The organism is Methanofollis ethanolicus, assembly GCF_001571385.1.
In the GTDB taxonomy this organism is placed as follows: domain Archaea; phylum Halobacteriota; class Methanomicrobia; order Methanomicrobiales; family Methanofollaceae; genus Methanofollis; species Methanofollis ethanolicus.
In genome coordinates, this window is sequence record NZ_BCNW01000001.1 from 725,550 (window position 1) to 750,203 (window position 24,654).

The following is a 24,654-nucleotide window of genomic DNA, read 5'->3' on the forward strand; positions in this document are numbered from 1 at the left end:
CGGGAGAAAATTTCATGATCGGGTCGATGTCTTCCCGAATACCATGAAAAATCGTGCGAAACCACCGCCTTCCCCTACCTCTCTGCCGGGGGATTGATGCCCCCGGACCCCCGAAACAGGATAGGGCCGGGGAAGAGAGAACAGAGATCCTGATGAAGGAGATTGCCCTCCACCCCCTCTCGCAATGATGGGGGGATCAGGGGGTGAAACCCCCCGGACAAGACGCCAGAACAGGATTTTTCAGAACCACATACCGATCATTCCCTCGACAGGACAGAGGGTATGATCAGTTTTGGGATGACCTCGGATTCTAATCGTTGAATGCCCATTTTCTGAGTGCCCGGGTCGGCGAGGTTCGCCCTCCGTACTGCGGGGAAAGGTGGTGGCTTCACACCCTCTGAGTGAAGTACGCGAGAGAGTATCGCTCAGAGCATGAGCGTATCTAAAACGTCGATATATCCGCAAATCGCATGTATTATCGCTGCAATGATCACGATGAGTTAATATGGTAGTTTGATGCCATATCTCTCAGATACATCTCATCTCTGGTGATTCTCACGACAACCCTCAGACTTATTCCCCTGCTGACTCTCTGTGCAGTGATCGCCCTGCTTGCCGTGCCGGGCGTGTCCGGAGAGACATTCGAGGCGGCCCCTCTCAACCCCGCCTTCCTTGAATATGTCGACGACCAGGAGACGACGGAGTACGCTACCGTTCGGGCCTGCACTCTCGCCTCGCTCCCCCCGGATGCCCCCTATCCCATGACCGGTCTCCGCCCGGCGCCTGCCACGCTCGTCTGGTCGGACCAGATCGCCGGTTCTGTCGGGTCGAACGATCTACCCTCCACCTTCGACCTCAGGGACGAGGGGCGCCTCACGCCTGTGCGTGACCAGGGAAAGGCCGGGAGTTGCTGGGCCTTCGCCACCTACGCCTCCCTTGAGTCGACCCTGCTCACCGACACCGGCGTTGCATGGGACTTCTCAGAGAACAACATGAAGGACCTCTGCTCGAACCTCTATCCTGACGGCTTCGACCGCGGCCCCTACGACGGCGGTCAGGCCTTCATGTCCACCGCCTACCTCTCCCGGTGGTCCGGGCCGTTGAACGAGTCCGACGACCCCTATGATCTTCCCCTGCCACAGAACATCTCGCCGACCGACCTGCCGCCGGTGATGCATGTCCAGAACGTCACCTTCCTCCCTCCGCGTGACGGACCCCTCGACAACGACCTGATAAAGGAGGCAATCCGCGACCGAGGGGCCCTCTGGGTCGGCTTTACGGTGAACTGGACCTGCTTCAAAGACAACTACCTGACCTATTACCGCCCCGACAATGGGACATATAAGATCGACGGCGGGCACGCGGTCGCCCTCGTCGGCTGGGACGACACGTTCCCGGCGGCGAACTTCAAGGTCGCCCCGCCCGGCCCCGGCGCCTTCATCGTGAAGAACTCGTGGGGCGAGGGTGTCGGCGACGGCGGCTACTTCTATATCTCCTATTACGAGCCCGAACTCGGCGGTTTCAGTGGTGAGTACTCCTCCATCATCAAACGTGCCGATTATAGTACGGTCCTCTTCACCGGCGAGGCCGCCGATTCTCCAGACCATGCCTACCAGTACGACCCCCTGGGGTGGACCGAGAGTATCGGCGCCGGCAGTTTCACGACGCTTTATGGTGCCAATGTCTTCACCGCCGACAGTTATGAAGACCTGCGGTCGGTGAGTTTCTCCACCCGTGAACCTGACACCGAGTACGTCGTTGCGATCTTCTGCGACATCGACTCCCCGCCGGGCAACGCCTCCGGTCCCGCCACATGGGTCTCGGGCACCGCCGACCTTCCCGGCTACCACACCGTCCCCCTCCCCGAATCAGTCGCCCTCACACCGGGCCAGACCTTCTCGGTGGTCCTGAAGGTCGACGCCCCCACCGACACCTATCCCCTTGTCGTGGAGAAGCCGATCGCGGATTATTCGAGCAATGCCACGGCCAACCCTGGCGAGAGTTATGTGAGCGTCGACGGCGACGCATGGTCTGACCTGACGCAGATAGCTGGATTCTCCAACACCAACGTCTGCATCAAGGCGTTTTCCACCGACGCCATCGTGGTGCCCCGCGACTATACCACCATCCAGGGGGCCGTCGATGCGGCCAGGGCGGGCGAGACGGTCTGGGTGGAGAGCGGCACCTATGATGAGCACGTCGTCGTGAACAGAACGATCTCGCTGCTCGGGACCGACACCGGCACCGGCCTCCCGACGATCGATCCGGGCGACGCCGATTGCGGCGTAACCATTTCGGCAAATAACGCTGTATTCGAGGGTTTCAATGTGGTCAGGGACGGCGAGGACGCGTACGACGGTACCGGCGTTCTTCTCGAAGGCGACGATCTTACGGTGCATGACGTTGCGGTCACCGGGAGCGAGGTCGGGCTTGAGATCGGGGATGTGACCGGTCTCACCCTCAGAAACACCTCGATGACCGACAACCTCCGCAACCTCGTATATGCATACGATAACCCCTCGCCCGGCAATGACATCGACACCGGCAACACGGTCGACGGCCGCCCGGTCGTCTACCTCGAAGGGGTTTCAGGCGTCACCGTCGGCGCTGACGCCGGGGCGGTGATCTGCGTCAACGCGAGCGATGTCGCGGTCAGGGATCTCTCCCTGGACCACCTGGCGTACGGCATCCTGGCTCTCGACACGCAGGGCCTCACGGTCGCGAACACCACCTTCGAGAACGTGTCGGCCGGAGTGTGCGCTATCCGGTCCGAAGACCTGACTATCTCTGAGAACCGGTTCGGACGCAATGTCAACTATGGGATCATGCTGTCGGGATGTCCGCATACGCAGGTGGAGGGCAACGCCTTCGACGGTGTCGAGCTTTTCGGCGTCTACTCATACCTTGGTCAGGACCAGACGATCTCGGGCAACAGGATCGCAGGATCGCCGGCAATCGGTATTTTTATGTTCCTCTCTCCAGACAGCGAGGTCCGTGACAATATCGTCAACGCATCTGAATACGGGATCCTTGCTAACGGAATTCCGGACTACGGGACGAATCTCAGCGTGACGAACAATACGGTGGCCGGTTCTCCCGTGTTCGGTTTTATAGGTGAGAACCTCGGGAACCTGAACCTCTCGGCGAATGTCCTGAACGGTAACGACGGTGGGATCAGAATCGGGGGCTGTGCCGCTGCAAATGTAGCGGACAACACGGTAACCTACGGGGACGGAGGTGTTGGAATGTATATCGTCGCCAGTAACGCCACGATCGCCGGGAACAGCGTTGAAGGTGCGGGTGCGATGGCCGTCCTGGACGGAGGCAACACCTCCATGACCAGAAACACCTTCTCAGGGACATACTATCCGGTGGTCGAAGATGAAGAGGGCTCTGGGTCCTTCTCTGTCTATATGAATTCCTTTATCTGCACGCCCGCACCAGGGGGGCTTATGACGGTGCAGGCCAATGATCGGGCCTTTTCTCTCGAAGAATCCCTCGACGACCTGCCGGTCGATCAGGTGCCGGCGGTGCAGAGCGTACTTGCGTCTCTCCCAGGTGACAGCCTCGCTCTGACCGACACCAGGATGGCCGCTCCTGTCGTCTCCTGGCACTCCCCGTCTGAATTGAACTACTGGTACCACGGGACCGGGTACAGGAATTTCGCCGGCAACTACTGGAGCACGTATGAGGGAACAGATGCAAACGGCGACGGCATCGGCGATACGCCTTTCTCGATCGCGGAGACTGAAACCGATCTCTATCCATTGATGGACAGATTTGAGGCATATGCGACCACATCGCCCGATTCCGGCGACTCCTCGTCGGACGGCACGGTCGGGGCCTCAGGCAACCTGAATGCCGGTGCCACTGCCTCGCTGCACTTCACGGGTTCGGCGGTGACGATGGTCAATGTCACGGCAGGGCAGCGGATCGACGGCATCATGCTGACCATCGCCCCGGCGTCCTTCGGGCCTGCCGGCCTGGACGCCCCGGTGTACCAGTACCTGGCTGCAAACCTCACCTACACCACCGACAATGCGATCTCAGAAGCGGTCTTCACCTTCTCCGTGCCGATGTCCTGGCTGAAGGAGCAGGGCCTCGCGCCCGGCAGTGTCGTCCTCTGGCGCTACCATGACGGAACCTGGACGGCGCTCCCGACAGAGGTGCTCCGTGAGGAGGGCGGTCGTGTCGTCTATCGCGCCGTCTCGCCGGGTTTCTCGTACTTTGCGGTCGCAGAGGGGAAGGCGGTGCTGCCCGGACAGACGAAGACACCTCCCGCGGCCGGTTCAGAGGTAAATACGACGCCGGTTGAAGCAACCCCCGTCCCCACGCTGAACCAGAGCGCCGCCGGTCTGGCGACACTGACGGAAGCACAGGGTGCAATGCCCCCCGCCACCACCCCGCGGCAGAGTCTGCTCCTTTTCACCCCCCTGCTTGCGCTCGGCGCCCTCCTCCTTCTGCGGCGGAGGTAACACTCTTTTTTTCGGTGATCGTCAGGACGACGGGACAGAAAAGAAACGGTACGGGGCGTTGCCTCCTGACAATGACGCTTCAAAATGGATGGACCCGGCGGGATTTGAACCCGCGGCCTCATCGTTGCGAACGATGCGATCTTCCCCTGATCTACGAGCCCTTATGCCTGATCAGTGCCTGATCCTGCCCAGTACTTTTGCCTCTGTTCCCTTATATCTGTTCCCATTCCGGCGCCCCGGGCCAGTGCCCGTGACCATCCGGCAGAGCGGGACACGCACGCGCCCCGAAAAAAAGGAGATCAGAGAATGATCTCGATATCGAGTTTCTCGGCGAGTTCCTTGTACCGGTTCCGGATCGTCATCTCGGTGACACCCGCTACCTCGGCGACCTCGCGCTGGGTCCGCCTCTCCCCCGAGAGGATCGAGGAGATGTAGATGGCGGCGGCCGCAACACCGGTCGGCCCCCTGCCGCTCGTCAGTTCACGCTCGCCAGCCTGCCGCAGGATCTCCACGGCGCGGCTCTGCACCTCGCCTTTGAGGGTGAGGCCGGAGCAGAAGCGGGGCACGTAGTCGATCGGCGAGGTCGGCAGGAGCTTGAGGCCGAGTTCGCGGGAGATGAACCGGTAGGTGCGCCCGATCTCTTTTCTGGAGACACGGGACACCTCGGCGATCTCGTCGAGCGTACGCGGCACCGAGCACTGGCGGCACGCCGCATACAGCGCGGCCGCGGCCACGCCCTCAATGGACCTGCCCCTGATCAGGTTCTTGTCCACAGCGTCGCGGTAGATGACCGCAGCGGTCTCCCGCACGTTCCGCGGCAGGCCGAGGGCCGAGGCCATACGGTCCAGTTCGGAGAGCGCGAAGGCGAGGTTCCTCTCTGTGGCGTTCGAGACCCGGATCCTCCGCTGCCACTTACGAAGACGGTACAGCTGCGCCCTGTTCTTCGAGGAGATGGCACGGCCATAACTGTCGCGGTTCCGCCAGTCGATCATCGTCGAAAGACCCTTGTCGTGAATGGTAAAGGTCATCGGCGCACCGACACGGGACCGCTTCACCCGCTGGTCATGGTCGAAGGCACGCCACTCCGGGCCGCGGTCGATGAACTCCTCGTCGAGGACGAGGCCGCAGTTCTTGCAGACAAGTTCGGCACGCTCATAGTCGTGGACAAGCTGCCGGCTGCCGCACTCGGGACAGACATTCTCGGTCGTTTCCTCGCGTTTCTTCTCCGTCTCCCGCACTGTCGTCCGTACACGTTTCTTCAGGGCCTCACGCTCGCTCTGAAGCGCCTTTAATTTCTCGATTTCTGCCATTTTCCATCACCCTTGGTATACAGTTTCTCTCCCACGTGTCCGCTACAGGCCCCCTTGCAGACGACCGCAGCATACGGCGAGGCCACATTCCCGAAGATGTCAACAACTTTCCCGGCCGGTCTCGTACGTCTGTCGAAGACATCCCCATAGAGGCGGGGCAGCTGGGCGGCGTCGCACCTGACGATCATCGTGCGAGAACCGCAAATCTTAACTATCAGCCCCACAAGTTTCAAGAGAATTCCTCATCAAAACTCCTGCAAAAGGGAGTATTGTATATAAATTGGGTGGTATGGCTATTTAAACATATCGACAAAATATAAATATGGATTAAATCCCGAGTAAATCCGAAACAATATTTATAGACAGCGATCTCGCGCACTCGTCCTCTGTTAGCCCTGCACCGCGTGCAACCGCCATCTTCGCCTCCCTGGTGAGAAGGTCTGAAGGCGCATGGGCGTCTGAGTCCACCACCACCATGCAACCCGCCTCCCGTGCAGTCACTGCCACATATCCATTTGTCCTGTTGTGCCCGTTCCTTGAGGTGATCTCAAGGGCGACACCGTTTTTCGCGGCAAGATGTGCGTCCTCCAGTGTGATGAAGCCCGGGTGGCCGAGGATATCAACATCCCTCGAAGAACAGGCTGCATGGTTTGTGCCCGGAGCGACCGGTTCGACCGGCGACTCCCCGTGGACGACGACGACCTCGGCGCCCTTCTCTTTGGCGTACGCCGCGAGTTCGGGGATCTCCTCGGGCGGCACATGAGTGATCTCGACGCCGCAGAGGAGACGGACGCCGAAGTGTCTTGCACTTTTCTTGAGGCACGACGTCGTCGTGATCACCTGATCGATATTCGAGCAGTCGACATGGTCGGCGATGGCGACGACCTCGTACCCAAGGACAGCAAGACGGCGGACAAGTTCGATGGGGAGAAGGTCGCCGTCCGTCATCGTGGTGTGGGTGTGCAGATCGTAGAGGCCGCCGCTCACTGCCTCACCTCGATCGTCCCTGCCACCTTCTTAATGAGGGTTCCCTTCGACTCCGTGCACTCGACGACCACCCGCCCTTCGCGCTTGAACCAGTGGGCCGGGTGGTGTTTTTCCTCGGCCCGGTACGTATAGCCGCATCTCTTCAGGGCCGCCCTGATATCGTCGACTGTCGGATTTTTGACGGCGCGACCGACAGGGACGCGCCTCCCCTCGGACCGCTTCAGACCGGCAGAAAAATAGCACGGATAAAGGATACAGACACTTTCCATTATAGAATGGTAGATGGTGAACCTATATAGGGGTCACGTTCAATACTCACTGTATGCACCACATCGACGTCCTTATCGAGAAGGATGTATATGCCGCAAACGATAATCTTGCTGCTGCGAACGCTGCACACCTGAAAGAACACGGAGTCAGGGCATTTGACCTCCTCGGCGCCATCGGGTCGGGAAAGACCTCCTTGATCGAGCGGATGGTGCCCCTCCTTGCCGAGCGCGGCCTTGCGGCCGGCGCCGTTGCCGGGGACGTCTATGGTGACGATGACTTCAAAAGGATCGTGGGCCTCGGCATCCCGGCTGTCAATGCCAACACCGGTACCGAGTGCCACCTCGATGCGCACCTCGTCGAGCACGCCATCGATCACCTCCCCCTCGACGATATCGATCTCCTGTTTATCGAGAACGTGGGCAACATGGTCTGCCCGACCGATTTCGCCCTCGGGGCCGAGAAGCGGGTTGTCGTCGTCTCCTCGACCGAGGGTGACGATGTCGTGAACAAGCACCCGATGATGTTCCGCGGCTGCTCGATCGGTGTGATCAACAAGGTCGACCTTGCCCCTCTCGTCGGCTGCAACATTGAGCGGATGGAGGCCGACATGCGGCGCTACAACCCGGAGATGAAGATCTTCAGGACAAATATGAAGGCCGGTGAGGGTGTCTCCGCCGTGCTCGACGCGATCCTGGAGTGATCAGAGTTAAATACCGAGAGCCAGAATATATATAGAACTCTCTATGGGATTCCTGTCTCACAGATTGTAATCCTGAGGTGATACTATACAGTGGCAAGGTAGATCCGTACGGCGCCTCACCGGCGGCAGGAACCACCCGGCATGCGGCAAGAGGCGATATGAGCACGGCCGGGCCCCCGCAGAAACTCATATCGGGGAGAATCGGAGCCGGATTGTCAGGGTACGCGGCGGCAACATGAAGGTTCGGGCACTCCGCCTGAACGTTGCCTCTGTCTCCAACCCTGCGACCGGCGAGACCAAGAAATCTGGCATCCTGAACGTGGAAGCAAACCCGGCAAACATCAACTATGTCCGCCGGAACCTCCTCACGAAGGGTGCGATCATCACGACCGAACTCGGGCGCGCACGGATTGTGAGCCGCCCCGGCCAGGACGGCGTCGTCAACGCCGTGTTGATCCAATAAACCCATTTTTTTGTCCGGAGATCCCCGTGCAGGAGATCTTCGGGTGTTGCGGCTGTCCCGGACCGGGCGGCCCGCTGTCACAGTCTGATATACGCGTACCTTTCGGCCTGCCTCCTCACGATCTCGCTGATGCCCGAGGGCACAACCTCGACAGACCGCGGGAAGTCGTCCCTCGCGAAGGTCATCGCCCTGATGCTGTTGGCGCAGACCACAAAACGCACCCCCTGTTTGCTCATGCTCCCGACATCGTCCACGTACTGGCCTGTCAGGAGAAAGGCCTTCACGCCGTCGCCGTGTGCGACCACCTCAACCTCCACTCCATCGCCCATATCGGCAAGAAGGTTCCGGGCTGTTTGCAGGGCCGCACCTGTCTTCCCGGTCTCGGTGAGGTGGAAGAGCGCCCTGTACCTGATCGTCATCGTCTCCTCCTCCGCGATGCGGGGTCTGGCGTCCTCTCCCTATCAACCTTGTGCAGGCGCGATCCTCTTATATCTGCCCGGGTCTATTCCGCGACACGTGACGATGCTGCTGCGTACGCGGATGCTGGTCCTTCTCCTGCTCATCGCCACAGTGCAGGGTGCGGCCGGCGTAGGGCCTGACGTCTGGGAAAAAATACCCGAAAGGCCGCCACCCGGCGACGACATGGCCAAACTCTCCTCAGACCTCGTCGACCTGGTGGAGATGAATGTATCTGGGGAGAATATCCCCGACAATGCTGCCTTCTCTTCTGGTTATGCCGCCCCTCCACCTGTCACAGTCTATGTCTCCCTGTACCCTCCTGCCGCGACCGATTGTGTCGACCCCTTTGCTGTGGAGGTGACGGCGCGGGACGAGGCCCGCCACCTGGCAGTGGCCCTGGTGCGGGTCGAGGACCTGAAAGGTCTTGCGTCCCTTCCTGAGGTACGGTCTGTGCGGACTGTCCTGCCGCCGTTCTTTGCTGCCGGTTCGGTGGACACGGAGGGCGATGCCATCCTCAGGGCGGAGGACCTCAGGGACACCACCGGCTACAACGGAACCGGGGTGAAGATCGGCGTCATCTCCGACGGCGTGGACCACCTTGACGATGCCGTCCTGACCGGCGACCTCCCTCCCGACGTCGAAGTCCTCTCAAACACCCTGGGCGGCGACGAGGGAACGGCGATGCTTGAGATCGTCCACGACATCGCCCCCGGCGCCTCCCTGTATTTCCATGACTGCGGGGGAGATGTGATCTCCTTCGACGAGGCATTTCAGGATCTTGCCGACGCGGGGTGCACGATCATCTGCGACGACATTGTCTATCTTGACGAACCCTACTTTGACGAGAGCGCCGACGCCCCTCTCGGCGGCATCAGGCGCCTCGCGGCTGAAGGGGATGTCCTCCTGGTCTCCTCGGCCGGCAACTTCGGCCTCTCGCACTACCAGGAGGAGTACCGCGACGCGGGGAACAGGTACCACACTCATGACTTCGGCGGCGGGAGCGTCCTCCTCCCCTTCAGGGTCTCTGCGGCGTCTCCGGCCTTTGTGGTGCTCCAGTGGGCCGACCCCTGGGTCGCGTCGGCGAACGACTACAACCTCTATGTCTGGGACCGCACCGGGTCTCTGGTGGGCATGAGCACCATCGTCCAGAAGGGGAACGGCACCCCTCTGGAGGTGGTCTCCTTCACCAACCCCGACCCCTTCATTGCGACCTATTACGCGGGCATCACTCGTGTCCGCGGCTCGCCCCGTCTCCTTGAGGTCTACACTTTCTATGGGGCGGTCTCCCCTGACTACAACACCCCTTCAGATTCGATCTTCGGCCACCCCGCCTATCCCGGCGTGGTCACGGTCGGTGCGATCGATTTCCTGGACACGCTCAGGCAGTACTCCTCGCAGGGGCCGGTGACCATCCTCTTCCCCGCACCCGAAAAAAGGGCGAAGCCGGAGCTTGCGGCGACCGACGGCGTGCAGGTGACGGGGGCGGGCGGTTTCCCGAACCCCTTCTATGGCACGAGCGCGTCGGCCCCTCATGTGGCCGGTATCGCCGCCCTGCTCATGGGCCAGGATCCTGCCCTGAATGCGTCCGGGTTTGTGAATACCATCGTCTCCTCCTCCATGGACCCGTACCTGCCCGGCTATGACCCCGGTTACGGATATGGCAAGGCCGACGCCGTCGTCCTCAGGTCTGTGCTCAGTCCGCCGCTCCTCGCAAACTTCTCGGCCTCTCCGGCCGCGGGTATGGTGCCCCTGACGGTCAGGTTCGCCGATCTCTCCGGAGGGTCGCCCGATACATGGTCCTGGGCCTTCGGCGACGGTAACGTCTCGTCAGACCCGAACCCTGTTCATGTCTACGAGGTGCCGGGCGTCTATACGGTGAACCTCACGGTCATGTCAGGGACGTCGACAAACTCCACCGGAAAAACCGGTCTTGTCACCGCGGTGGCGCAGGGCCCTCCTGCGGCGAACTTCTCCGCAGCCCCTCTCTCCGGCCCCGCGCCGCTCTCGGTGAATTTCACCGACGCCTCTGAGGGTTTCCCGACCTCGTGGTCGTGGGCCTTCGGCGACGGGAATGTCTCGACAGACCCCGACCCCCGGCATGTCTATGCCATGCCGGGCACGTACGCGGTGAACCTGACCGTCAGAAACCCCCATGGCAACGACACCCTGCGCCGCTCCGACCTCGTCACTGTGGAGGCCCCTCTCCTCCGTGCAAACTTCTCCGCGAATGCCACCGCTGGCATGGTTCCCTTTGCGGTGTACTTCGCGGACGAAAGCCTCGGAAATGTGACCTCATGGTCCTGGGCCTTCGGCGACGGGAATGTCTCGACAGACCCCGACCCCGTCCATGTCTATGAGGTGCCGGGCACGTACATGGTGAACCTCAGCGTCGCGGACCCGTACTCCCGCGACATGGTATCGAGGGCCGATTTCATCAGGGCCGTTGCGCAGGGCCCGCCTGCCGCGAACTTCTCCGCCGCCCCCCTCTCCGGCCCCGCGCCCCTGACGGTGAACTTCACCGACACCTCTGAGGGATTCCCGACCTCGTGGTCATGGGCCTTCGGCGACGGGAACCTTTCGACAGACCCCGATCCCCAGTATATCTATACCCTGCCGGGCACGTACACGGTGAACCTGACCGTCAGAAACCCCCATGGCAACGACACCCTGCGCCACCCTGGCCTTATCACAGTGACGCGCCCTCTTCTCCGCGCAAACTTCTCCGCGAATGCCACCACCGGGGTGGTCCCGTTCGCGGTGCGGTTTGCCGACACCTCGGCCGGTTTCCCGACCTCGTGGTCGTGGGAGTTCGGCGACGGGAACCTCTCGACAGACCGTCATCCGGTCCATGTCTACAGGGTACCCGGGACGTACACGGTGAACCTCACCATCTCCCGAGGGCCAGAGGACGCCACATTTGAACGGTCTGACTACGTAGCGGTGACGGCCCCCCTGATCCTCTCTTCTTCGCCTGTACCCTCCGATCGTGAGGCGGGGATCCGGGATCTGACCTTTCAGGAGCGATCAGCATAGATTATTAGATCCGATCGCCCATACGTCTATGATGCGCAGAGTTTACTACCGCTTCCCGACGCGCTTTGATCTCAATTTCACCCTGAGTTCGCCATTCGGGCAGGCCCTCGTGTATGTCGCGGCCCTCCACCGCACCCACACCACCTGCCGGCAGGGTGATGACCTCTACAAGCGCGATATCCTCCTTGAGATTGCCGACGACCGGACGCGGTTCCTCCCCCTCGACCTCATCCCCGCCCTCGCCAGCGAGGTGACAGAGTCCGCGGACTTCAGGTTCTCGATCCATGAGACCCTCCTGCGGCCGGAGGGCAGGCGTCCGGTCTCGGAAAATATATTCTTGATGAGAATCGTCGACCGCGGCCCGCAGTCTGAGGTCTTCGTTGTCAAGGAGGGAGTGGCCGGTTCGATGGATGCGATGGATATCCGCGAGATCCTCAAGGGTGCCTGCGATTGAGCCTCCGGATCACCGTCGCGGCCCCCTTCAAGCAGATGCACCTGGGGGAACTCGAAAAGAATCAGTTTGTCTTTTTCCTTGCTCTGGACAGGAAGTGGCTGAACGTCGAACAGGCGAACACCGTCCTTCGCCTGGGAGAATCCGCCGGACTACTCTGTTTGAAAGGCGGGAAGGTCGTCCCGCTCTTCGACCTCTCCTCAGTCACGATCCCCCTCGGTTTCAGGCCCGGCCCCGAGGTCTTCGAGGCGCCCGATCCGTTGCGCGACCTCATCGCCAGGATCGCGTCGGCGACCGGCAGGGACGCGAGCGAGGTGACTGCCGGGATGAACCGCGTGATCGAGGGGGAGTTCGACGGCAACCTCAGGCCCGAAGCAGCGGCCGTCCTGCTTGCTCGCAGGTACGGTGTTGCATGGCAGGATCTCCTGCCCGCTCTCCGTGAAAGTGTTGTCCGGGAAAAATAGATTTTTTTTAGTTCTCTGCAGCCTCTTCGCCGCTCTTTCCGAGGAGCGCATCGATGGGCTGCGCACCATACTGGGCAACGACGGCGTTGATCTGGACGAAGTCAGCGGTGATCTCGTTCCCGCGGACCGATTTTCTCTTCCTCTGTCCCTCGTGCTCGGGGTGGAAGCCGACGCCCTCGGAGAGGAGGATCCGCCTGCGGCCTGCGCCCGGCAGGTCCTTCCTGGCGGCGATCCCGGTTCTGTCCGAGCCGCCGGTGATCTGGATGGTGTATCCGGCGAGGCCGAGGGGTGCGCCGTCGACCTCGTTCCCGATCTTCTTCCCGATCAATGCCGATGCAGCCGCCCCGCTTGCCTGGATATTGTAGGCGCGGCTTGCCTTCCTGTCAGATACGACAACCTTGAAATCAACCATTATCTCTGACTCCTTCTCATCCTGATGATATCAGACGTGACTATAAAATTGGATGATATCTATATTAAAACTACTTCCCCCAGAAGGGATTTTCCTTTCTCCGCATCAGGGTGTACTCATCGAGTACCTCACGCATACCTGGTTTGAGGCTCCCGAGCATCTCCTTTTCGAGCACCTTGACGTGGTGTTCGGGGATCTCGGCGTATAACTCGTCTTTCTCGCTGATCTGCCTGCCAACTGTCGCCCCTTCGATCGAGACCGCAACCTCCGCGCCGGCGTCGGCGTCAGGGACGTTCTCCCCTCTGACCTGAATATTTTTCAGCTGGCCGACCCTCTTGCCGTCCCTGCGCATCAGGTACACGCCGCTCCGCAGTTTTCCCCCGAGCACCCTGACGCCGACGACGGCGGGGTTGCTCTGTCTGAAGACGCACCCTTCGAGGATGACGACTTTTGCCGGCAGGATGATGTGCTCGAAGCGGGCCGCTTCGATCTTCCTCTTCTGCTCCTCGACCCACTCGGTGTAGTCTTCGATGAGCCGGTAGATGACGTTGCCCGTAAAGGCCGTCACCTTGTTTGCCGGGTCTTTGAGGATATCGAGGGCGTCGGGGAGAATGGCGGTGTTGAAGGCGAGGAGGACGGCGTTGAGGGACTCTTTGACCGTCCCAACCTCAATGAGGTCGTGGCGAGAGACCGGGCCGACCTCGGCCTTCATGATAGGGATATGATGATCTTCGAGTTCCTTTGCCAGAGCTTCGAGGGCGCCGATGGTGTCGGCCTTGATGGTGATGCCCTCTTCGGAAAGGGCGACATGGATCTCCTCGACCTCCCGCCTGACCTCCTCGTTGATACCTTCACGGTCTTCGGCCGCCGGGATCACCCGCAGGGGCGAGCCCGCGATGACCCCTTCGAGGTGGGGTGCGGAGACCTTGATGCCGGCGGCGGCGGTGACCGACTTCACCCTCTCGAACCTGTCCTCGACGAGGATCTCAGACATCGGCCGCGGCTTGAGAAGGGACCGCACCTTGGGGTTGATCACGCCGTCTCCTGTTGCAACCGCGATCTCGTCCCCGATCCCGAGGGTACCGTCATAGAGGATGACATCGAGGGTCATGCCGAGGCCACGCTCCTCCTTCACTTCGAGGACCGTGCCCAGGCCGGGGCCGTTGACCGAGACGGCGAGTTCCTCTGTCATGTAACGCTGGGCAAGCCCGATGAGCATCATGAGAAGGTCGGGCACGCCCTCGCCTGTGATCCCGGAGACCGGGACGATGGCGATGTTGCGGGCGAAGTCGCTCACCCTGTCGTACCGCTCGCAGTTGAAGCCCTTCTCGGAGAGTTTGCCGATCAGTTCGTAGGTCTTTGTCTCGAAGATCTGCTTCACGCGGTCGCCCTGCGTTTCGAAGGTCTTTTTGAACGGAGCGTTCTTGTTCACCCGCCAGCCGTGGATCCTGTCGATCTTCGTCGCCGCAACGACGAAGGGTGTCTTGTAGGTTCTCAGGATCTCGAGTGCCTCGATGGTCTGCGGCTGGAACCCCTCGTTGATATCCACCACCAGGATCGCCATGTCGGCGAGGGCGCCGCCGCGGGCCCTGAGTGTCGTGAAGGCCTGGTGGCCCGGGGTGTCGATGAAGAGCAGGCCGGGGATGTTGACCTGCAACTTCTGGAAGGCCCCGCCTGTCTTTGCAATGGCGTCGAAGGGGACAAGTGTCGCTCCGATATGCTGGGTGATTGCGCCGGCCTCGCCGGCGGTGACCGACGATCCCCTGATATAATCGAGGAGCGAGGTCTTGCCGTGGTCGACGTGTCCAAGAACGCAGACGATTGGCGTCCTGATCCCGGATCCCTCTGTTTCCTGTGATTGTTTCTTTTTCTTGGCCATTTCCCGCTCCCCCGTCTTCCCGGTATGACGCGCCTGACCCGGGTGGTGCCCCGATATCTGGCCCTGTTCCCGGATCCGGTATTGGTGCGTTGTTGCTTCGGGAAAAAACCTGTCTGCTGTCGATGACAGGTTTTGACTATATTAGGATATCTCACCCTATTAATGCTCTTCCGCCCCCGCGCATGCCCCCTGAGTGGTATGTCGGGGCCGTATCCGGGCGCCCTGCCGCCGGTTTTTACGATAGGTTAATCTGTAGTTCCATACAACATAGTAGAGGTATCTGCCGGGGTGGGGTAGTTGGTCATCCTAGGGGACTGTGGATCCCCCGACCCGGGTTCGAATCTCGGCCCCGGCCCTCTTATTTTTGAACTGTTTCTCGGGGTTTTTTTGTGTCTTGTTTTCCTGATATCGGCGTTTGATTTCATGGCCGTGGAAAAATTTCGCAGGGATATTTCATAGCGCGGCTTTTTAGAAACCATCATACTCTCACCCGGGGACTACGCCGAAAATCAGAGATTTTCTTGTGCTCACTCCGTTCGCAGCCCCCGGACCTCGAAAATCACAGATTTTCTCGAACTCGCTGGCGCTCGTTCCCTGCTCTGGATTGGGTCGGAAAAGAGCGAAGAAGGGATTTAGAAAAGGGGATTACCCTCTCCCCTCTATCCTAACGTGGGGGGATTGGGGGGTGAACCCCCCCGGCCAGGCACTCCAGAACAGGAATACTAAAGAATCCGGAAAATTTAATCCTTTTTTTCTGGCTCACTTCGGTCGTTCCCGCTCCCATCAGGCCCTTAAACAGAAATTTTCCCGGGCCTTCCATTGTTCAGATCTCTCGCGGGGCGTGCCGTAAAAAAAGAGACGGGCCTCTTCATACCACCTTTGCGGCCGGGGCGCCCTCTGCCGGTCGGCGATGATTGAAGCGGTACATCAGGGAGAGCACGGCCGGCATCACCAGGATCGCCCCTATCAGGGAGAACCCAACGGTGATCACCGTCACGATCCCGAAGTTCGCGATGATGTTGAAGGTCGAGAGGGTGAGGGCCGAGAAACCGAAGACCGTGGTCATGCCCGAGACCGTGACCGCGGTGCCGATCTTCTGCACGCTCGTCTGGATCGCCTCGTAGATATCGAGGCCCCGTGCGAGTTCCTCCTCGCACCTCTCCATGATCAGGATCGTGTACTCCGAGGCGACGCCGATGGTCATCGACCCCAGGGTTGCGGTCATCGGCGTGTAGTCGAGGCCGAGGAGGTACATGATCGCCCCGTTCCACCCGACGATCATGACGATCGGGATGAGCGGGGTGACGGCGTTCACCCGCCTGTACACAAGGAGAAGGAAGAGGAGAATAAGCCCGAACCCGGCAAGGACCATCAGCGTCTTCGACGTCGCGATGTCGTCCATCAGGGAGGCGAACATCTCGGTGCCGCCGGTCACCCGCACATGGATTCCCGGTGGGGCCTCATTCCACCCGACGTCCTTCTCCACGTTCATGATCATCGTCCGTGCAACGTCGAGTTCCATGTCCGTGGTGGAGAACTCCATCACTGTCTCCATCCTGCCGTTGAGATACCTGTCCTTTGTATCGGCCGGGATGGCGGCGAGCACGTTCTGGACCTCGCTTTCTGTCTCCGGCAGGACACCGCCGTTGTACCGGGCAAGGAGGGTGGCGATGCTCGTGACGCCGGTGATCTTCTCGTTCGTCCGCAGTTCGTACTCCCCGAAGCTCTGTATCCATTGAAGAGTCTCCATGTCCAGAACATTGTCGCCGGTCACGACGACAGGGACCGTGTCTGTCGCTCCCATCGTCCGCGTCACCTTCTTCATATCCTGGAGGGCCGGCATGTCCTGCGGGACAAAGGTCTCCTCGTCGGCATTGATCGGGACCTCATTGTCCATCTGGAGGCCGATGGCCGCGACCAGGCAAAAGATGAGGAGGATCGGCACCGGGTTCTTCGCGATCCCGAGGGCGATCCTGCCGAGAAGGCGGTTATACCCCTCGATCAGGGAGCCGCGTGAGCCCTCTCCATGGGCGGGTTCCTCCTTGCACCCCTTCCAGTCGAGTTCGCACGCCTCCACGTCGTCGAGTTTTCCGGCAGGTGTCTTCGCCCTGTATTTCAGGATCGTCCCGAAGAGGGGGACGATGACGAGGGCGGCAAGATAACAGGATGCGACGCCGATCGTGCAGACGATGCCAAAATCGGCGACCATCGGGACCGGCGCGACGAACATGGCGATAAAGCCGAGTGAAGTCGCCACCATGGCGATGAGGACGGACGGGCCTGCACTGGTCACGGTGGTCTTCACCGCGTCGGCGATGGTCGCATGGTGTACCTCCTCGTCAAGGCGCGAGTGGAACTGGATCGCATAGTCAATCCCGATGCCGATGAGCACCGGGAAGGCCCCGATCACGGTCATGGAGATCGGGATGCCGACAAGTCCCATGAAGCCGAAGGTGAGGACGAGGCCGCCGGCCACGATTGCGACAGGCAGGAGGCGGTACCTGACATGGGAGAAGAGGAGGCCGACGGCAAGGACCATCAGGAGCATCGCGGCCATGATGAGGACGCCCATCGACTGGCCCATCTCCTGCCCCATCTCCTGCGAGAAGGCCGGGCTTCCGGATACTGTCACCGAGACGCCTGCAGGCGGTTCGGAGACGGCGATCGACGCCCTGACATTGTCCAGCACCTGTTCCTGCACGCTCGATGCGACGCCCGGTTGAATGGTGATGCCGACGATGGTCATCATCATCGAGGGGAGATAGCGGTCGAGTGTCCCTTCCGGAGCCTTCTCGATGACGGCGTTCACTTCGGCCCGTGAGTTGGGCATGGTCCCATTGTTCGCCTCTTTCATCAGGTCGGGCACGCCGGCGACTGATTCGACGTACTGCTCGTTCCTGATACCGTCCTCGATGCTCCCGATATAGGCGAGGACGTTGGGATCGGTGACGTCGTCGCTCTCGAAGATGAGCATGATGGCGTCTGAGCCATAGGTGTCCTTGTAGTGGGCGAGCATCGCCCCTCGGGGCGTGGTCTTGTCGATGTACGTGTCGTCGCCTGTCGCCATAGTCACCATCGAGAGGCCGAGGAAGGCGAGCATGAACACAGCCGCGACGACTGCCATGACAGCGAACGGACGTGTGGTGATGGCCTCTGCAAGGAGGTCGTAGGGTGATCTCATCAGTGTCTCCTGTCTGTTTTTGTGAGGGTCTGGGTCTATCTGTGTATTCTCAGGGCTGGATGCAATAGTCGGCGATGATCGTGAGGGTCAACAGAGACGCGATCTCCTGGTCGCTCATCCCCGCAACCGGGACGTCCCACTCTCGGGCGGTCTCTCGTAACTGTACGGGATCGGTGATCACGCACCCGTCCCTGATCTCCCCTGCCTGCAGAAGGAGGTCGCGGGCGAGAAGGGGAAAAATGTCCCTTTCTGTCCCTTCCTCCATACCTCTCAGGTGGAGGACCTCGACGACGGTCCGGCAGACGACGGGCGGCATGAACCCTGCCGTCTCCCAGATACGGGAGGTCTCATAACGGCATGCCCGCCCCCCGGAAGATTCCGTGGAGAGTGTCTCTCCGCATTCCTGGTTTGTTTCCTGTGTGTCCCGCAAAAGGATCATCGGCGTCTCCTGATAATCACGCGGGCCGTTGCTATATCAGTCTGGTGCACCTGACAGGAGTGTCATACACTCCGTCCTTTGTGATCTGTGGATCTTCACATCACGACGGATTGGGTAAAAAAGATTCCGGATCCCGATAGATCTCGCTATGCACGGGAAGCAGGATCCGGACGGCCTGATGCCTGGTGCCGGGTGCTTCCTGCTGCCCGGACTGTGCGGCGGCCATATGATGCGAAGAGGTGGCCGGGAACGTACCCCGTGTCGATAGGTGAATGCTGCAGAATGTTATCCCGGTTCGGTTCTCTGCTGGATTGAAGTTTAGGATGTCGGGAGTACATTATTCCAGCATTCGGGTGTACGATCCCCGGTGTCGCCTCTCCACGCTTCGATGTGGTACGTGTCGCCATATAATTGTGGTGAAACCAAAAAGGGTTGCATTTTAGGTGCTTTCGGCGATGTTCACATCATGAACATCATCCACAGCATGCCGACACCGACAGCCACCGTCACCAGCAGGGTGACAAGGCCGACCTTCAGGAAGTCGATGAAACGGATCGAGATGCCCTCTCTCTCCGCGATCCCGAGGACGACGACGTTCGCTGATGCGGCGATGGCCGTCCCGTTCCCGCCGAGGCACGCCCCCAGGGAGAGTGCCCACCAGATGGGGTAAATGTCGATATCTCCCGCGGTACTCAGTCCGATATCCTGGATAAGCGGGATGAGTGCGGCCGTGAGGGGGATGTTGTCCACGATCGCGGATGCAAGGGCCGAAAACCACGCGATGAGGAGCATGGCGCTCCCTGTTGTGTGGACACTCCCGATCATCCCGGAGGCGATCCCTGCGATCACGCCGGTCTCGACGAGGGCGCCGACGAGGACAAAGAGCCCGCCGAAGAAGAAGAGGGCAGGCCACTCGATCTTCTCCAGGATCGCCTCGGGTTCCTCCCTGCTCCAGATGAGGAGAAGGGAGGCCCCGATGAGGGCGACCGCGGCGGGCGTCAGTTCCAGCGCCGGGTCGACGAACGGGAGGATGGGATGCAGGATCGCTCCGATCTGGTCGTGGACGAAGAAGAGGGTGACGACGAGGAGGATCGTGATCACCGATTTTTTGAAGAGGGAACGGTCCCGGATCGCCGCCTGTTCATCGAGTCCGTTCACTGTCCTGAGGATCTCGTCCCGGTCGTCCTTCTTGACATGGAGGTCGCCCCTGTAGATGAGGATGAACATTGCGATGACAATGATGAGATCGACGAGGGCAATCGGTCCCATGGTGATGAGGAACTCATTGAATGTGAGACCGGCCGCGGAGGCGATCATGACGTTTGGCGGGTCGCCGATGAGCGTGGCCATCCCGCCGACATTGGATGCCATGATCTCGGCGAGAAGGAAGGGAACCGGCGGGACCTTCATCACCTTCGTGATGTAGAGGAGCATCGGCGTGAGAAGGAGGACGGTGGTCACGTTGTCGAGGATGGCCGAGGTCACTGCGGTCACCAGGGAGAAGAGGACCAGCACCGCAAGCGGGTTCCCTCCGGCGCACTTTGCAGTCCTGATTGCGATATACTCGAAGAGGCCACTGTTTCGTGCGGTGTTGACGATGATCATCATTCCCATCAGGAGGAAGATCGTGCCGAAGTCGATGTGGTGAAGAAGACTGTCCCAGGGAACGATGCCGAGAAAGACCACGATCGCAGCGCCGGCCATTGCGGCGACTGCACGGTGGATCCTTTCGTCTATGATGAGGGCGTACGTCACGAGAAAGACGAGGACTGCTATAAGTTCGGTGGTCATCATGGTGTGTTGCTCCCGTATCTACAGGCGAAGGGCCTGCGGCATGAAAACGTCGGGCCAGGGTTTCAACAGGTCGGGTGTCGTTTTCTGCACATCATTTCTCAAATTTTTGTCCCATCAATATGATGCAACCCGGGGGAGTTTCAAAGGCGATATGCTTAATGGGTGCGGGGCACGAACAGATGGACGATGACAGACGAGATCGTCCTGCAACTCCGCACCCTGGGACTCAATGAATACGAGTCGAGGGTCTACGCCACTCTTGTCGGTCTCAAGAGGGCGACGGCGCGGGAGATCCACGAGGCGAGCAAGGTGCCGCGGGGCCGGATCTATGAAGTACTTCACGACCTGGCGCAGCGCGGCTTTGTCGGGGTGGAGGACGGGTCGCCTGCCCGGTATCATGCCGCCGATGCCGATGAGGTGATCGACCATATCAGGGACGAATATCTTGCCTCCCTGGAAAAGACGAGGTCGGCCCTCAAAAGCCTCTCCACGACGGTTCCTCTCCCGCCGCCTCCTTTCTACATGCTCAGGAGCGACTGGGCGATCGAGAACCAGCTCCAGTCGGTCTTCAGGAGGGTGAAGGAGCGCATGGTCCTCATCTGCCAGGACCCCTCCTTTCTCCGGAAGAACCTGAAAGTCCTGAAGGCCCTTCGGAAGAAGATCGACCTCTATGTCCTTGTCAGGGACAGGAAGGCGTTCTCCGGGATCGACCTCCCCCTCGTCGAGGGCAAGGGGATTGTGGCCGACCTCCTGGCCCGGCAGACCCCTCCGGGCGTCCACGCAGAGCAGGAGTGCTCGATCCTGATCGACAACGGCGAACTTCTCGCCATTGGTTCGTCGGGCGCCGAGAGGTTTGCGGTGATCGGGTCAGAGACTCCCATCATGAGATACTTCCTCCTCTCCCTGATCGAGCATCTGGAGAGGTGATGGCCGGCGCCTCTCTCCTCCCTGCACCACCATTATATTCTCGCGCGAATATACTGGCCCGAGGCTTCTGTCATGGCATGCCATGGCGAAGGGGAGTTGGTATCTGATGGAAGACGGATCAAGAGGCGCGATTCTCCAGCGCGACAGGAAGACCTATGCGATCGTCCCGAGGACACCGGCCGGGATCGTCGCCCCGGAGGACCTGGAGAACATTGTCAAGGTCGCGCGGCGGTATGCTATCCCGGTCATCAAGATGACCTCGGGGCAGCGGATGGCGCTCGTCGGGATCAAGGAAGAGGACGTCGACAATATCTGGAAGGAACTCGGGATGACCGTCGGGGAGGCGACGGCGCCCTGTCTCCACTATGTCCAGACCTGCCCGGGGACCGAGACCTGCAAGTACGGCGTGCAGGACTCCCTCGGCCTCGGGCTGAAACTTGAGGGGGTGAACCAGGACCTGAATCTTCCTGCGAAACTGAAGATGGGGGTTTCAGGCTGCCCGCGCTGTTGCGGGGAGAGTTATGTGCGGGACATCGGGCTGATCGGGACGGCAAAGGGGTGGACGGTGACCTTCGGCGGGAACTCAGGTGGGCGCCCCAGGATCGGCGATGTGGTGGCAAAGGACCTCCAGGTCGATGAGGCCGTCGGCATGGTGAGGCGTCTCCTCGAGTACTACCGCGACAACGGGAAACCCGGCGAGAGGACGCCGAGGTTTGCCGAGAGGGTCGGTATCGAAACGATCCGTGCCGCCATGCTCGGCCTGGCGCCGCCCCAGACCTGACCTCTGTCTGAGTCTCTCGAATCTCTCTTTTTTCCCCGACCCGCGCGGGTTATCTACCATGGTGTCCTCATACTCCCTGATGACCGACGGCGACCGCACCCTCGTCTCAGGCGCCGACCAGGACTTCCTGGAGGAACTCTCTGAGTACCTGGACGTCCTCGGGAACCCGACGCGCCTGCGGATCCTGAAGATCATCGAGCACACACCGCGGGATGTGCGGGAGATCTCACGGGCGATAGGGACAAGTTACGAGAACACAAAAAAGCACCTGGACAAACTCCTCCTTGCCGGTCTCGTGAAGAAGGAGGCAGGGTTCTCGGGGGAGACCGTGACCGGCGTCCACCCTGTCTGGAAGTACTCCCTGGTCGCCGGGGGCCTGGAGACAGTCATCCAGAACCTCGGGATCTTCGGGAATCTCGGGATCGCGGCCGACGCCCAGGGTGTCTCCCTCCGCCTGAGGGAGATGAAAGACCGTGTCTCGGCGGCCTTCTCCGGCGGCACGCCTGCCGTCCTTGTCGTCGGCGGCCCCGACGACGGCCGGGCCTTTCCCCTCGCCGGTGCCCGCTGTGCCGTCGGCCGCGAGGATCCGGAGGCCGCCCCCCTGCAGGGGTGTGCGGTCCCCCTTTCCGCGGCATATGCCGCCGTCACCCGGGTCACCCGCCCCCACTGCCTGCTGAGTCTCTCCGGCGGCGTCTGGCATGTGGAGGACTGCGGGAGCACGGGAGGGACGGCCGTGAATGCCGTCCCTCTCCGGCGGCACGAGCGCCGCCCCCTTGCCGACGGCGACCTCATCGACCTTGCCCGGGGGCCGCAGGGGGTACGCCTCCTCTTCACCGTCCCCCTCCCTGACGATGGTCAGGATCGCCCGTCTTAATATTCCCGGCCACCCACCTCATTGCATGCGGCGGTGGATCATAGTCTGCGTTCTTCTTCTCGTTCTCTGTGCCGCCCCGGCGCTGGCGGCCCATGACACGTCGGGGAAGGGGCAGCATGGTCCTGGCGGAAACAACAGCGCCCCCGACGACCGCGGCCCGGCGACGGCCCCCGGCCAGGTGAAGGAGGAGAGGACGCCACTGCCCGATCCCACCCCTGATGTCGTCCCCGAAACGGCGACGCCGACCCCTTCCCTGACGCCTCTGCCTGAGACGACGCCGTCGCCCCTGCCGACCTCTCTCCCTGCCACCCCTGCCGAAGAGAGTCCGGTGTCTGTACAGGCCACGGATACGTCGGCAGTCGTGCGTGCGGCGACTGGAGAGGGGAGAGGCCCGCCCGAGACCCGTGAAGGCTTTGACCCCCTCCTGGCCGCGACGGCAGGTGCCGGTGCGGCGGCGGTCGGGGCGTACCTCCTCTACCGTATCAGGAAAAGAAAACCCGGTGCTGACAGCGACCGCACGGTCCTGGTTGCCCCGGATGCAGTCGCCGTCCCGGGTTTCCCCCCTGCTCTCATGGAAAAGTACGGGGACGTCTCCCTCCTCGGCACCGGTGGGACGGCGCAGGTCTATGCGGCCGTCAGGCGCACCGACGGGGAGAGGGTCGCCGTCAAGGTGCCCCTCAGGGCCGACGAGGCGACGGGACGGTGCTTCCTCAAGGAGATCAGCCTCTGGAAGGAACTGGTCCACCCGAATATTGTCGGGGTCCTGGCGGTGAACATCCTTCCCGTGCCGTACGTGGAGATGGAATTTCTCGACCGGTCCCTTGCCGACCTCACAAAACCTCTCCGACCGGGGGAGGCGTGTCGCATTGCTTCCGGCATTGCGGAGGGCCTTGCCTGTGCCCATGCCCGCGGCATCGTCCACCGCGACCTCAAGCCCGGCAACATCCTCCTTGCCGCGGACGGCACGCCGAAGATCGCCGACTGGGGGCTCGGCAGGCTGATCGGCGACGGCGACGAGACCGCGGCACCGGGCTTCTCCCTCAGGTATGCCGCCCCCGAACAACTCGCCCCGGGGCGGTACGGCCCTGCCGGTGCACGGACAGACCTCTACCAGCTCGGCGTCGTCCTCTACGAACTCCTGACCGGAAGGCTCCCTTACGATGGCGACGGGCCGGGCGAATACTCGGCCGCCGTCCTGGAGGGGGCGCCTGTCCCCCCCTCGAAGGTCGACCCGGCCCTTGCGCGTTTCGACGCCCTCCTCCTCCGGTGCCTTGAAAAAGACCCGGAACAGAGGATATCGTCGGCCGGGGACTTCCTCGCCGCGTTCCGTGACGTCGAATGCTGAACCAATCGGTTCAAGCTCAGAACCGCCTCCATTTTCTTTATTTATCCCTCGGGTCGTCGACCTATGGTATGCAGCTGTCGGGAGACCGGCAGCACAGAGGATAGACCATGAAAGGAAAACTTGCAATCGGAGCGGCCCTCCTGCTCTGTCTTGCCCTGGTCTCGGTGGTTCCGGCCGCCGCAGCATCGGGTCAGGACGGAAAGATGGGTCAGCAGGCCTGCTGGCAGAACACCGTCCAGGAGAGCACATCCGCGGGCGCCTGTCCCTGTGCCGAAGAGGGCACCTGCCAGCAGTACAGGACCGCAAACCAGACGCGGTCTGCAAACTCCTCTGGTGCCGGCGTCTGTGACGCCACATGCGACCAGACCCGGAGCCGCCAGCGGCTTTGCTGAATCTGAACCCTGATAATT

At 61.2% G+C, this 24,654-nt stretch carries 20 protein-coding genes and 2 tRNA genes; 12 read left to right on the top strand and 10 right to left on the bottom strand.

The window, feature by feature from the left end; all coding sequences use genetic code 11:
* Nucleotides 1-548 precede the first annotated feature (548 nt).
* Nucleotides 549-4,475 (top strand): lectin like domain-containing protein, encoded by a 3,927-nt coding sequence (locus tag MEFOE_RS03705; RefSeq protein WP_067048508.1) that lies wholly within the window; start codon nucleotides 549-551, stop codon nucleotides 4,473-4,475.
* 89 nt (nucleotides 4,476-4,564) lie between these two features.
* Here the strand turns inward: MEFOE_RS03705 and MEFOE_RS03710 are convergent.
* From MEFOE_RS03710 to MEFOE_RS03730, 4 genes are all read right to left on the bottom strand, one after another.
* A tRNA-Ala gene (locus MEFOE_RS03710) sits at nucleotides 4,565-4,636 on the bottom strand.
* A 138-nt stretch (nucleotides 4,637-4,774) separates the two neighbouring features.
* Complete coding sequence (locus MEFOE_RS03715) at nucleotides 4,775-5,785, bottom strand: transcription initiation factor IIB (protein ID WP_067048511.1); 1,011 nt, start codon at nucleotides 5,783-5,785, stop codon at nucleotides 4,775-4,777.
* Between the two features lie 327 nt (nucleotides 5,786-6,112).
* Nucleotides 6,113-6,772: a histidinol phosphate phosphatase domain-containing protein gene (locus MEFOE_RS03725; protein WP_268872605.1), complete on the bottom strand. Its 660-nt coding sequence runs from the start codon at nucleotides 6,770-6,772 to the stop codon at nucleotides 6,113-6,115.
* The gene (locus MEFOE_RS03730; RefSeq protein ID WP_067048517.1) at nucleotides 6,769-7,041 is read right to left on the bottom strand and encodes a signal recognition particle subunit SRP19/SEC65 family protein; all 273 of its coding nucleotides are present in this window, start codon (nucleotides 7,039-7,041) and stop codon (nucleotides 6,769-6,771) included. Before MEFOE_RS03730 ends, MEFOE_RS03725 begins: the two co-directional genes overlap by 4 nt.
* Before the next feature lie 53 nt (nucleotides 7,042-7,094).
* On the opposite strand from MEFOE_RS03730, the gene hypB reads away from it, so the two are divergent.
* Together hypB and MEFOE_RS03740 are read left to right on the top strand one after the other, a co-directional pair.
* Nucleotides 7,095-7,742 carry a hydrogenase nickel incorporation protein HypB gene (hypB, locus tag MEFOE_RS03735; RefSeq protein WP_067048519.1) on the top strand — a complete coding sequence of 216 codons (648 nt, stop codon included), beginning with the start codon at nucleotides 7,095-7,097 and terminating at the stop codon, nucleotides 7,740-7,742.
* 85 nt (nucleotides 7,743-7,827) lie between these two features.
* Nucleotides 7,828-8,205 (top strand): 30S ribosomal protein S8e, encoded by a 378-nt coding sequence (locus MEFOE_RS03740; RefSeq protein WP_067048522.1) that lies wholly within the window; start codon nucleotides 7,828-7,830, stop codon nucleotides 8,203-8,205.
* Between the two features lie 77 nt (nucleotides 8,206-8,282).
* On the opposite strand, the gene MEFOE_RS03745 is transcribed toward MEFOE_RS03740, so the two are convergent.
* On the bottom strand, nucleotides 8,283-8,624 hold the full coding sequence (locus MEFOE_RS03745; RefSeq protein WP_067048525.1) for a DsrE family protein: 342 nt from the start codon (nucleotides 8,622-8,624) through the stop codon (nucleotides 8,283-8,285).
* A gap of 103 nt (nucleotides 8,625-8,727) precedes the next feature.
* Between MEFOE_RS03745 and MEFOE_RS03750 the strand changes: the two genes are divergently transcribed.
* Genes MEFOE_RS03750 through MEFOE_RS03760 form a run of 3 tightly spaced genes read left to right on the top strand, consistent with a single transcriptional unit; the run spans nucleotide 8,728 to nucleotide 12,612 of the window.
* Nucleotides 8,728-11,697, top strand: a complete 2,970-nt coding sequence (locus MEFOE_RS03750; protein ID WP_067048528.1) for a S8 family peptidase — start codon at nucleotides 8,728-8,730, stop codon at nucleotides 11,695-11,697.
* Between the two features lie 28 nt (nucleotides 11,698-11,725).
* Complete coding sequence (locus tag MEFOE_RS03755) at nucleotides 11,726-12,151, top strand: hypothetical protein (protein WP_067048531.1); 426 nt, start codon at nucleotides 11,726-11,728, stop codon at nucleotides 12,149-12,151.
* Complete coding sequence (locus tag MEFOE_RS03760) at nucleotides 12,148-12,612, top strand: DUF2240 family protein (protein ID WP_067048534.1); 465 nt, start codon at nucleotides 12,148-12,150, stop codon at nucleotides 12,610-12,612. Before MEFOE_RS03755 ends, MEFOE_RS03760 begins: the two co-directional genes overlap by 4 nt.
* A 7-nt stretch (nucleotides 12,613-12,619) precedes the next feature.
* Here MEFOE_RS03760 and MEFOE_RS03765 read toward each other — a convergent pair whose 3' ends face one another.
* Nucleotides 12,620-13,024, bottom strand: coding sequence for a 30S ribosomal protein S6e (locus MEFOE_RS03765; protein WP_067048537.1), 405 nt, complete (start codon nucleotides 13,022-13,024; stop codon nucleotides 12,620-12,622).
* Nucleotides 13,025-13,094: 70 nt separating this feature from the next.
* Nucleotides 13,095-14,903 carry a translation initiation factor IF-2 gene (gene infB / locus MEFOE_RS03770; protein ID WP_067048540.1) on the bottom strand — a complete coding sequence of 603 codons (1,809 nt, stop codon included), beginning with the start codon at nucleotides 14,901-14,903 and terminating at the stop codon, nucleotides 13,095-13,097.
* A gap of 282 nt (nucleotides 14,904-15,185) precedes the next feature.
* On the opposite strand from infB, the gene MEFOE_RS03775 reads away from it, so the two are divergent.
* Nucleotides 15,186-15,258, top strand: a tRNA-His gene (locus tag MEFOE_RS03775).
* A gap of 513 nt (nucleotides 15,259-15,771) precedes the next feature.
* Here the strand turns inward: MEFOE_RS03775 and MEFOE_RS03780 are convergent.
* The 3 genes from MEFOE_RS03780 to MEFOE_RS03790 all read right to left on the bottom strand — a co-directional run bounded on the left by MEFOE_RS03780 (nucleotide 15,772) and on the right by MEFOE_RS03790 (nucleotide 20,317).
* Complete coding sequence (locus MEFOE_RS03780; protein ID WP_067048544.1) at nucleotides 15,772-18,084, bottom strand: efflux RND transporter permease subunit; 2,313 nt, start codon at nucleotides 18,082-18,084, stop codon at nucleotides 15,772-15,774.
* Between the two features lie 49 nt (nucleotides 18,085-18,133).
* Entirely contained in the window at nucleotides 18,134-18,523 is a 390-nt protein-coding gene (locus tag MEFOE_RS03785) for a hypothetical protein (protein WP_067048547.1), read from the bottom strand.
* Between the two features lie 459 nt (nucleotides 18,524-18,982).
* On the bottom strand, nucleotides 18,983-20,317 hold the full coding sequence (locus tag MEFOE_RS03790) for an ArsB/NhaD family transporter (RefSeq protein ID WP_067048550.1): 1,335 nt from the start codon (nucleotides 20,315-20,317) through the stop codon (nucleotides 18,983-18,985).
* A gap of 186 nt (nucleotides 20,318-20,503) precedes the next feature.
* Here MEFOE_RS03790 and MEFOE_RS03795 point away from each other — a divergent pair, with 186 nt between their 5' ends.
* From MEFOE_RS03795 to MEFOE_RS03815, 5 genes are all read left to right on the top strand, one after another.
* Nucleotides 20,504-21,244, top strand: a complete 741-nt coding sequence (locus MEFOE_RS03795) for a TrmB family transcriptional regulator (RefSeq protein ID WP_067048553.1) — start codon at nucleotides 20,504-20,506, stop codon at nucleotides 21,242-21,244.
* Between the two features lie 106 nt (nucleotides 21,245-21,350).
* The gene (locus MEFOE_RS03800; protein ID WP_067052923.1) at nucleotides 21,351-22,025 is read left to right on the top strand and encodes a nitrite/sulfite reductase domain-containing protein; all 675 of its coding nucleotides are present in this window, start codon (nucleotides 21,351-21,353) and stop codon (nucleotides 22,023-22,025) included.
* Nucleotides 22,026-22,083: 58 nt separating this feature from the next.
* Nucleotides 22,084-22,899: an FHA domain-containing protein gene (locus MEFOE_RS03805; RefSeq protein ID WP_235809551.1), complete on the top strand. Its 816-nt coding sequence runs from the start codon at nucleotides 22,084-22,086 to the stop codon at nucleotides 22,897-22,899.
* Between the two features lie 25 nt (nucleotides 22,900-22,924).
* Nucleotides 22,925-24,244 carry a serine/threonine-protein kinase gene (locus MEFOE_RS03810; RefSeq protein WP_067048559.1) on the top strand — a complete coding sequence of 440 codons (1,320 nt, stop codon included), beginning with the start codon at nucleotides 22,925-22,927 and terminating at the stop codon, nucleotides 24,242-24,244.
* Nucleotides 24,245-24,351: 107 nt separating this feature from the next.
* The gene (locus tag MEFOE_RS03815) at nucleotides 24,352-24,636 is read left to right on the top strand and encodes a hypothetical protein (protein WP_067048562.1); all 285 of its coding nucleotides are present in this window, start codon (nucleotides 24,352-24,354) and stop codon (nucleotides 24,634-24,636) included.
* Nucleotides 24,637-24,654 lie beyond the last annotated feature (18 nt).

Coding starts and splice junctions, on each gene's coding strand:
- MEFOE_RS03805 (WP_235809551.1), top strand. CDS start 22,084: ATGGTGTCCTCATACTCCCTGATGACCGACGGCGACCGCACCCTCGTC.
- MEFOE_RS03810 (WP_067048559.1), top strand. CDS start 22,925: ATGCGGCGGTGGATCATAGTCTGCGTTCTTCTTCTCGTTCTCTGTGCC.
- MEFOE_RS03790 (WP_067048550.1), bottom strand. CDS start 20,317: ATGATGACCACCGAACTTATAGCAGTCCTCGTCTTTCTCGTGACGTAC.
- infB (WP_067048540.1), bottom strand. CDS start 14,903: ATGGCCAAGAAAAAGAAACAATCACAGGAAACAGAGGGATCCGGGATC.
- MEFOE_RS03785 (WP_067048547.1), bottom strand. CDS start 18,523: ATGATCCTTTTGCGGGACACACAGGAAACAAACCAGGAATGCGGAGAG.
- MEFOE_RS03795 (WP_067048553.1), top strand. CDS start 20,504: ATGACAGACGAGATCGTCCTGCAACTCCGCACCCTGGGACTCAATGAA.
- MEFOE_RS03800 (WP_067052923.1), top strand. CDS start 21,351: ATGGAAGACGGATCAAGAGGCGCGATTCTCCAGCGCGACAGGAAGACC.
- hypB (WP_067048519.1), top strand. CDS start 7,095: ATGCACCACATCGACGTCCTTATCGAGAAGGATGTATATGCCGCAAAC.
- MEFOE_RS03750 (WP_067048528.1), top strand. CDS start 8,728: ATGCTGCTGCGTACGCGGATGCTGGTCCTTCTCCTGCTCATCGCCACA.
- MEFOE_RS03730 (WP_067048517.1), bottom strand. CDS start 7,041: ATGGAAAGTGTCTGTATCCTTTATCCGTGCTATTTTTCTGCCGGTCTG.
- MEFOE_RS03765 (WP_067048537.1), bottom strand. CDS start 13,024: ATGGTTGATTTCAAGGTTGTCGTATCTGACAGGAAGGCAAGCCGCGCC.
- MEFOE_RS03715 (WP_067048511.1), bottom strand. CDS start 5,785: ATGGCAGAAATCGAGAAATTAAAGGCGCTTCAGAGCGAGCGTGAGGCC.
- MEFOE_RS03745 (WP_067048525.1), bottom strand. CDS start 8,624: ATGACGATCAGGTACAGGGCGCTCTTCCACCTCACCGAGACCGGGAAG.
- MEFOE_RS03780 (WP_067048544.1), bottom strand. CDS start 18,084: ATGAGATCACCCTACGACCTCCTTGCAGAGGCCATCACCACACGTCCG.
- MEFOE_RS03755 (WP_067048531.1), top strand. CDS start 11,726: ATGATGCGCAGAGTTTACTACCGCTTCCCGACGCGCTTTGATCTCAAT.
- MEFOE_RS03815 (WP_067048562.1), top strand. CDS start 24,352: ATGAAAGGAAAACTTGCAATCGGAGCGGCCCTCCTGCTCTGTCTTGCC.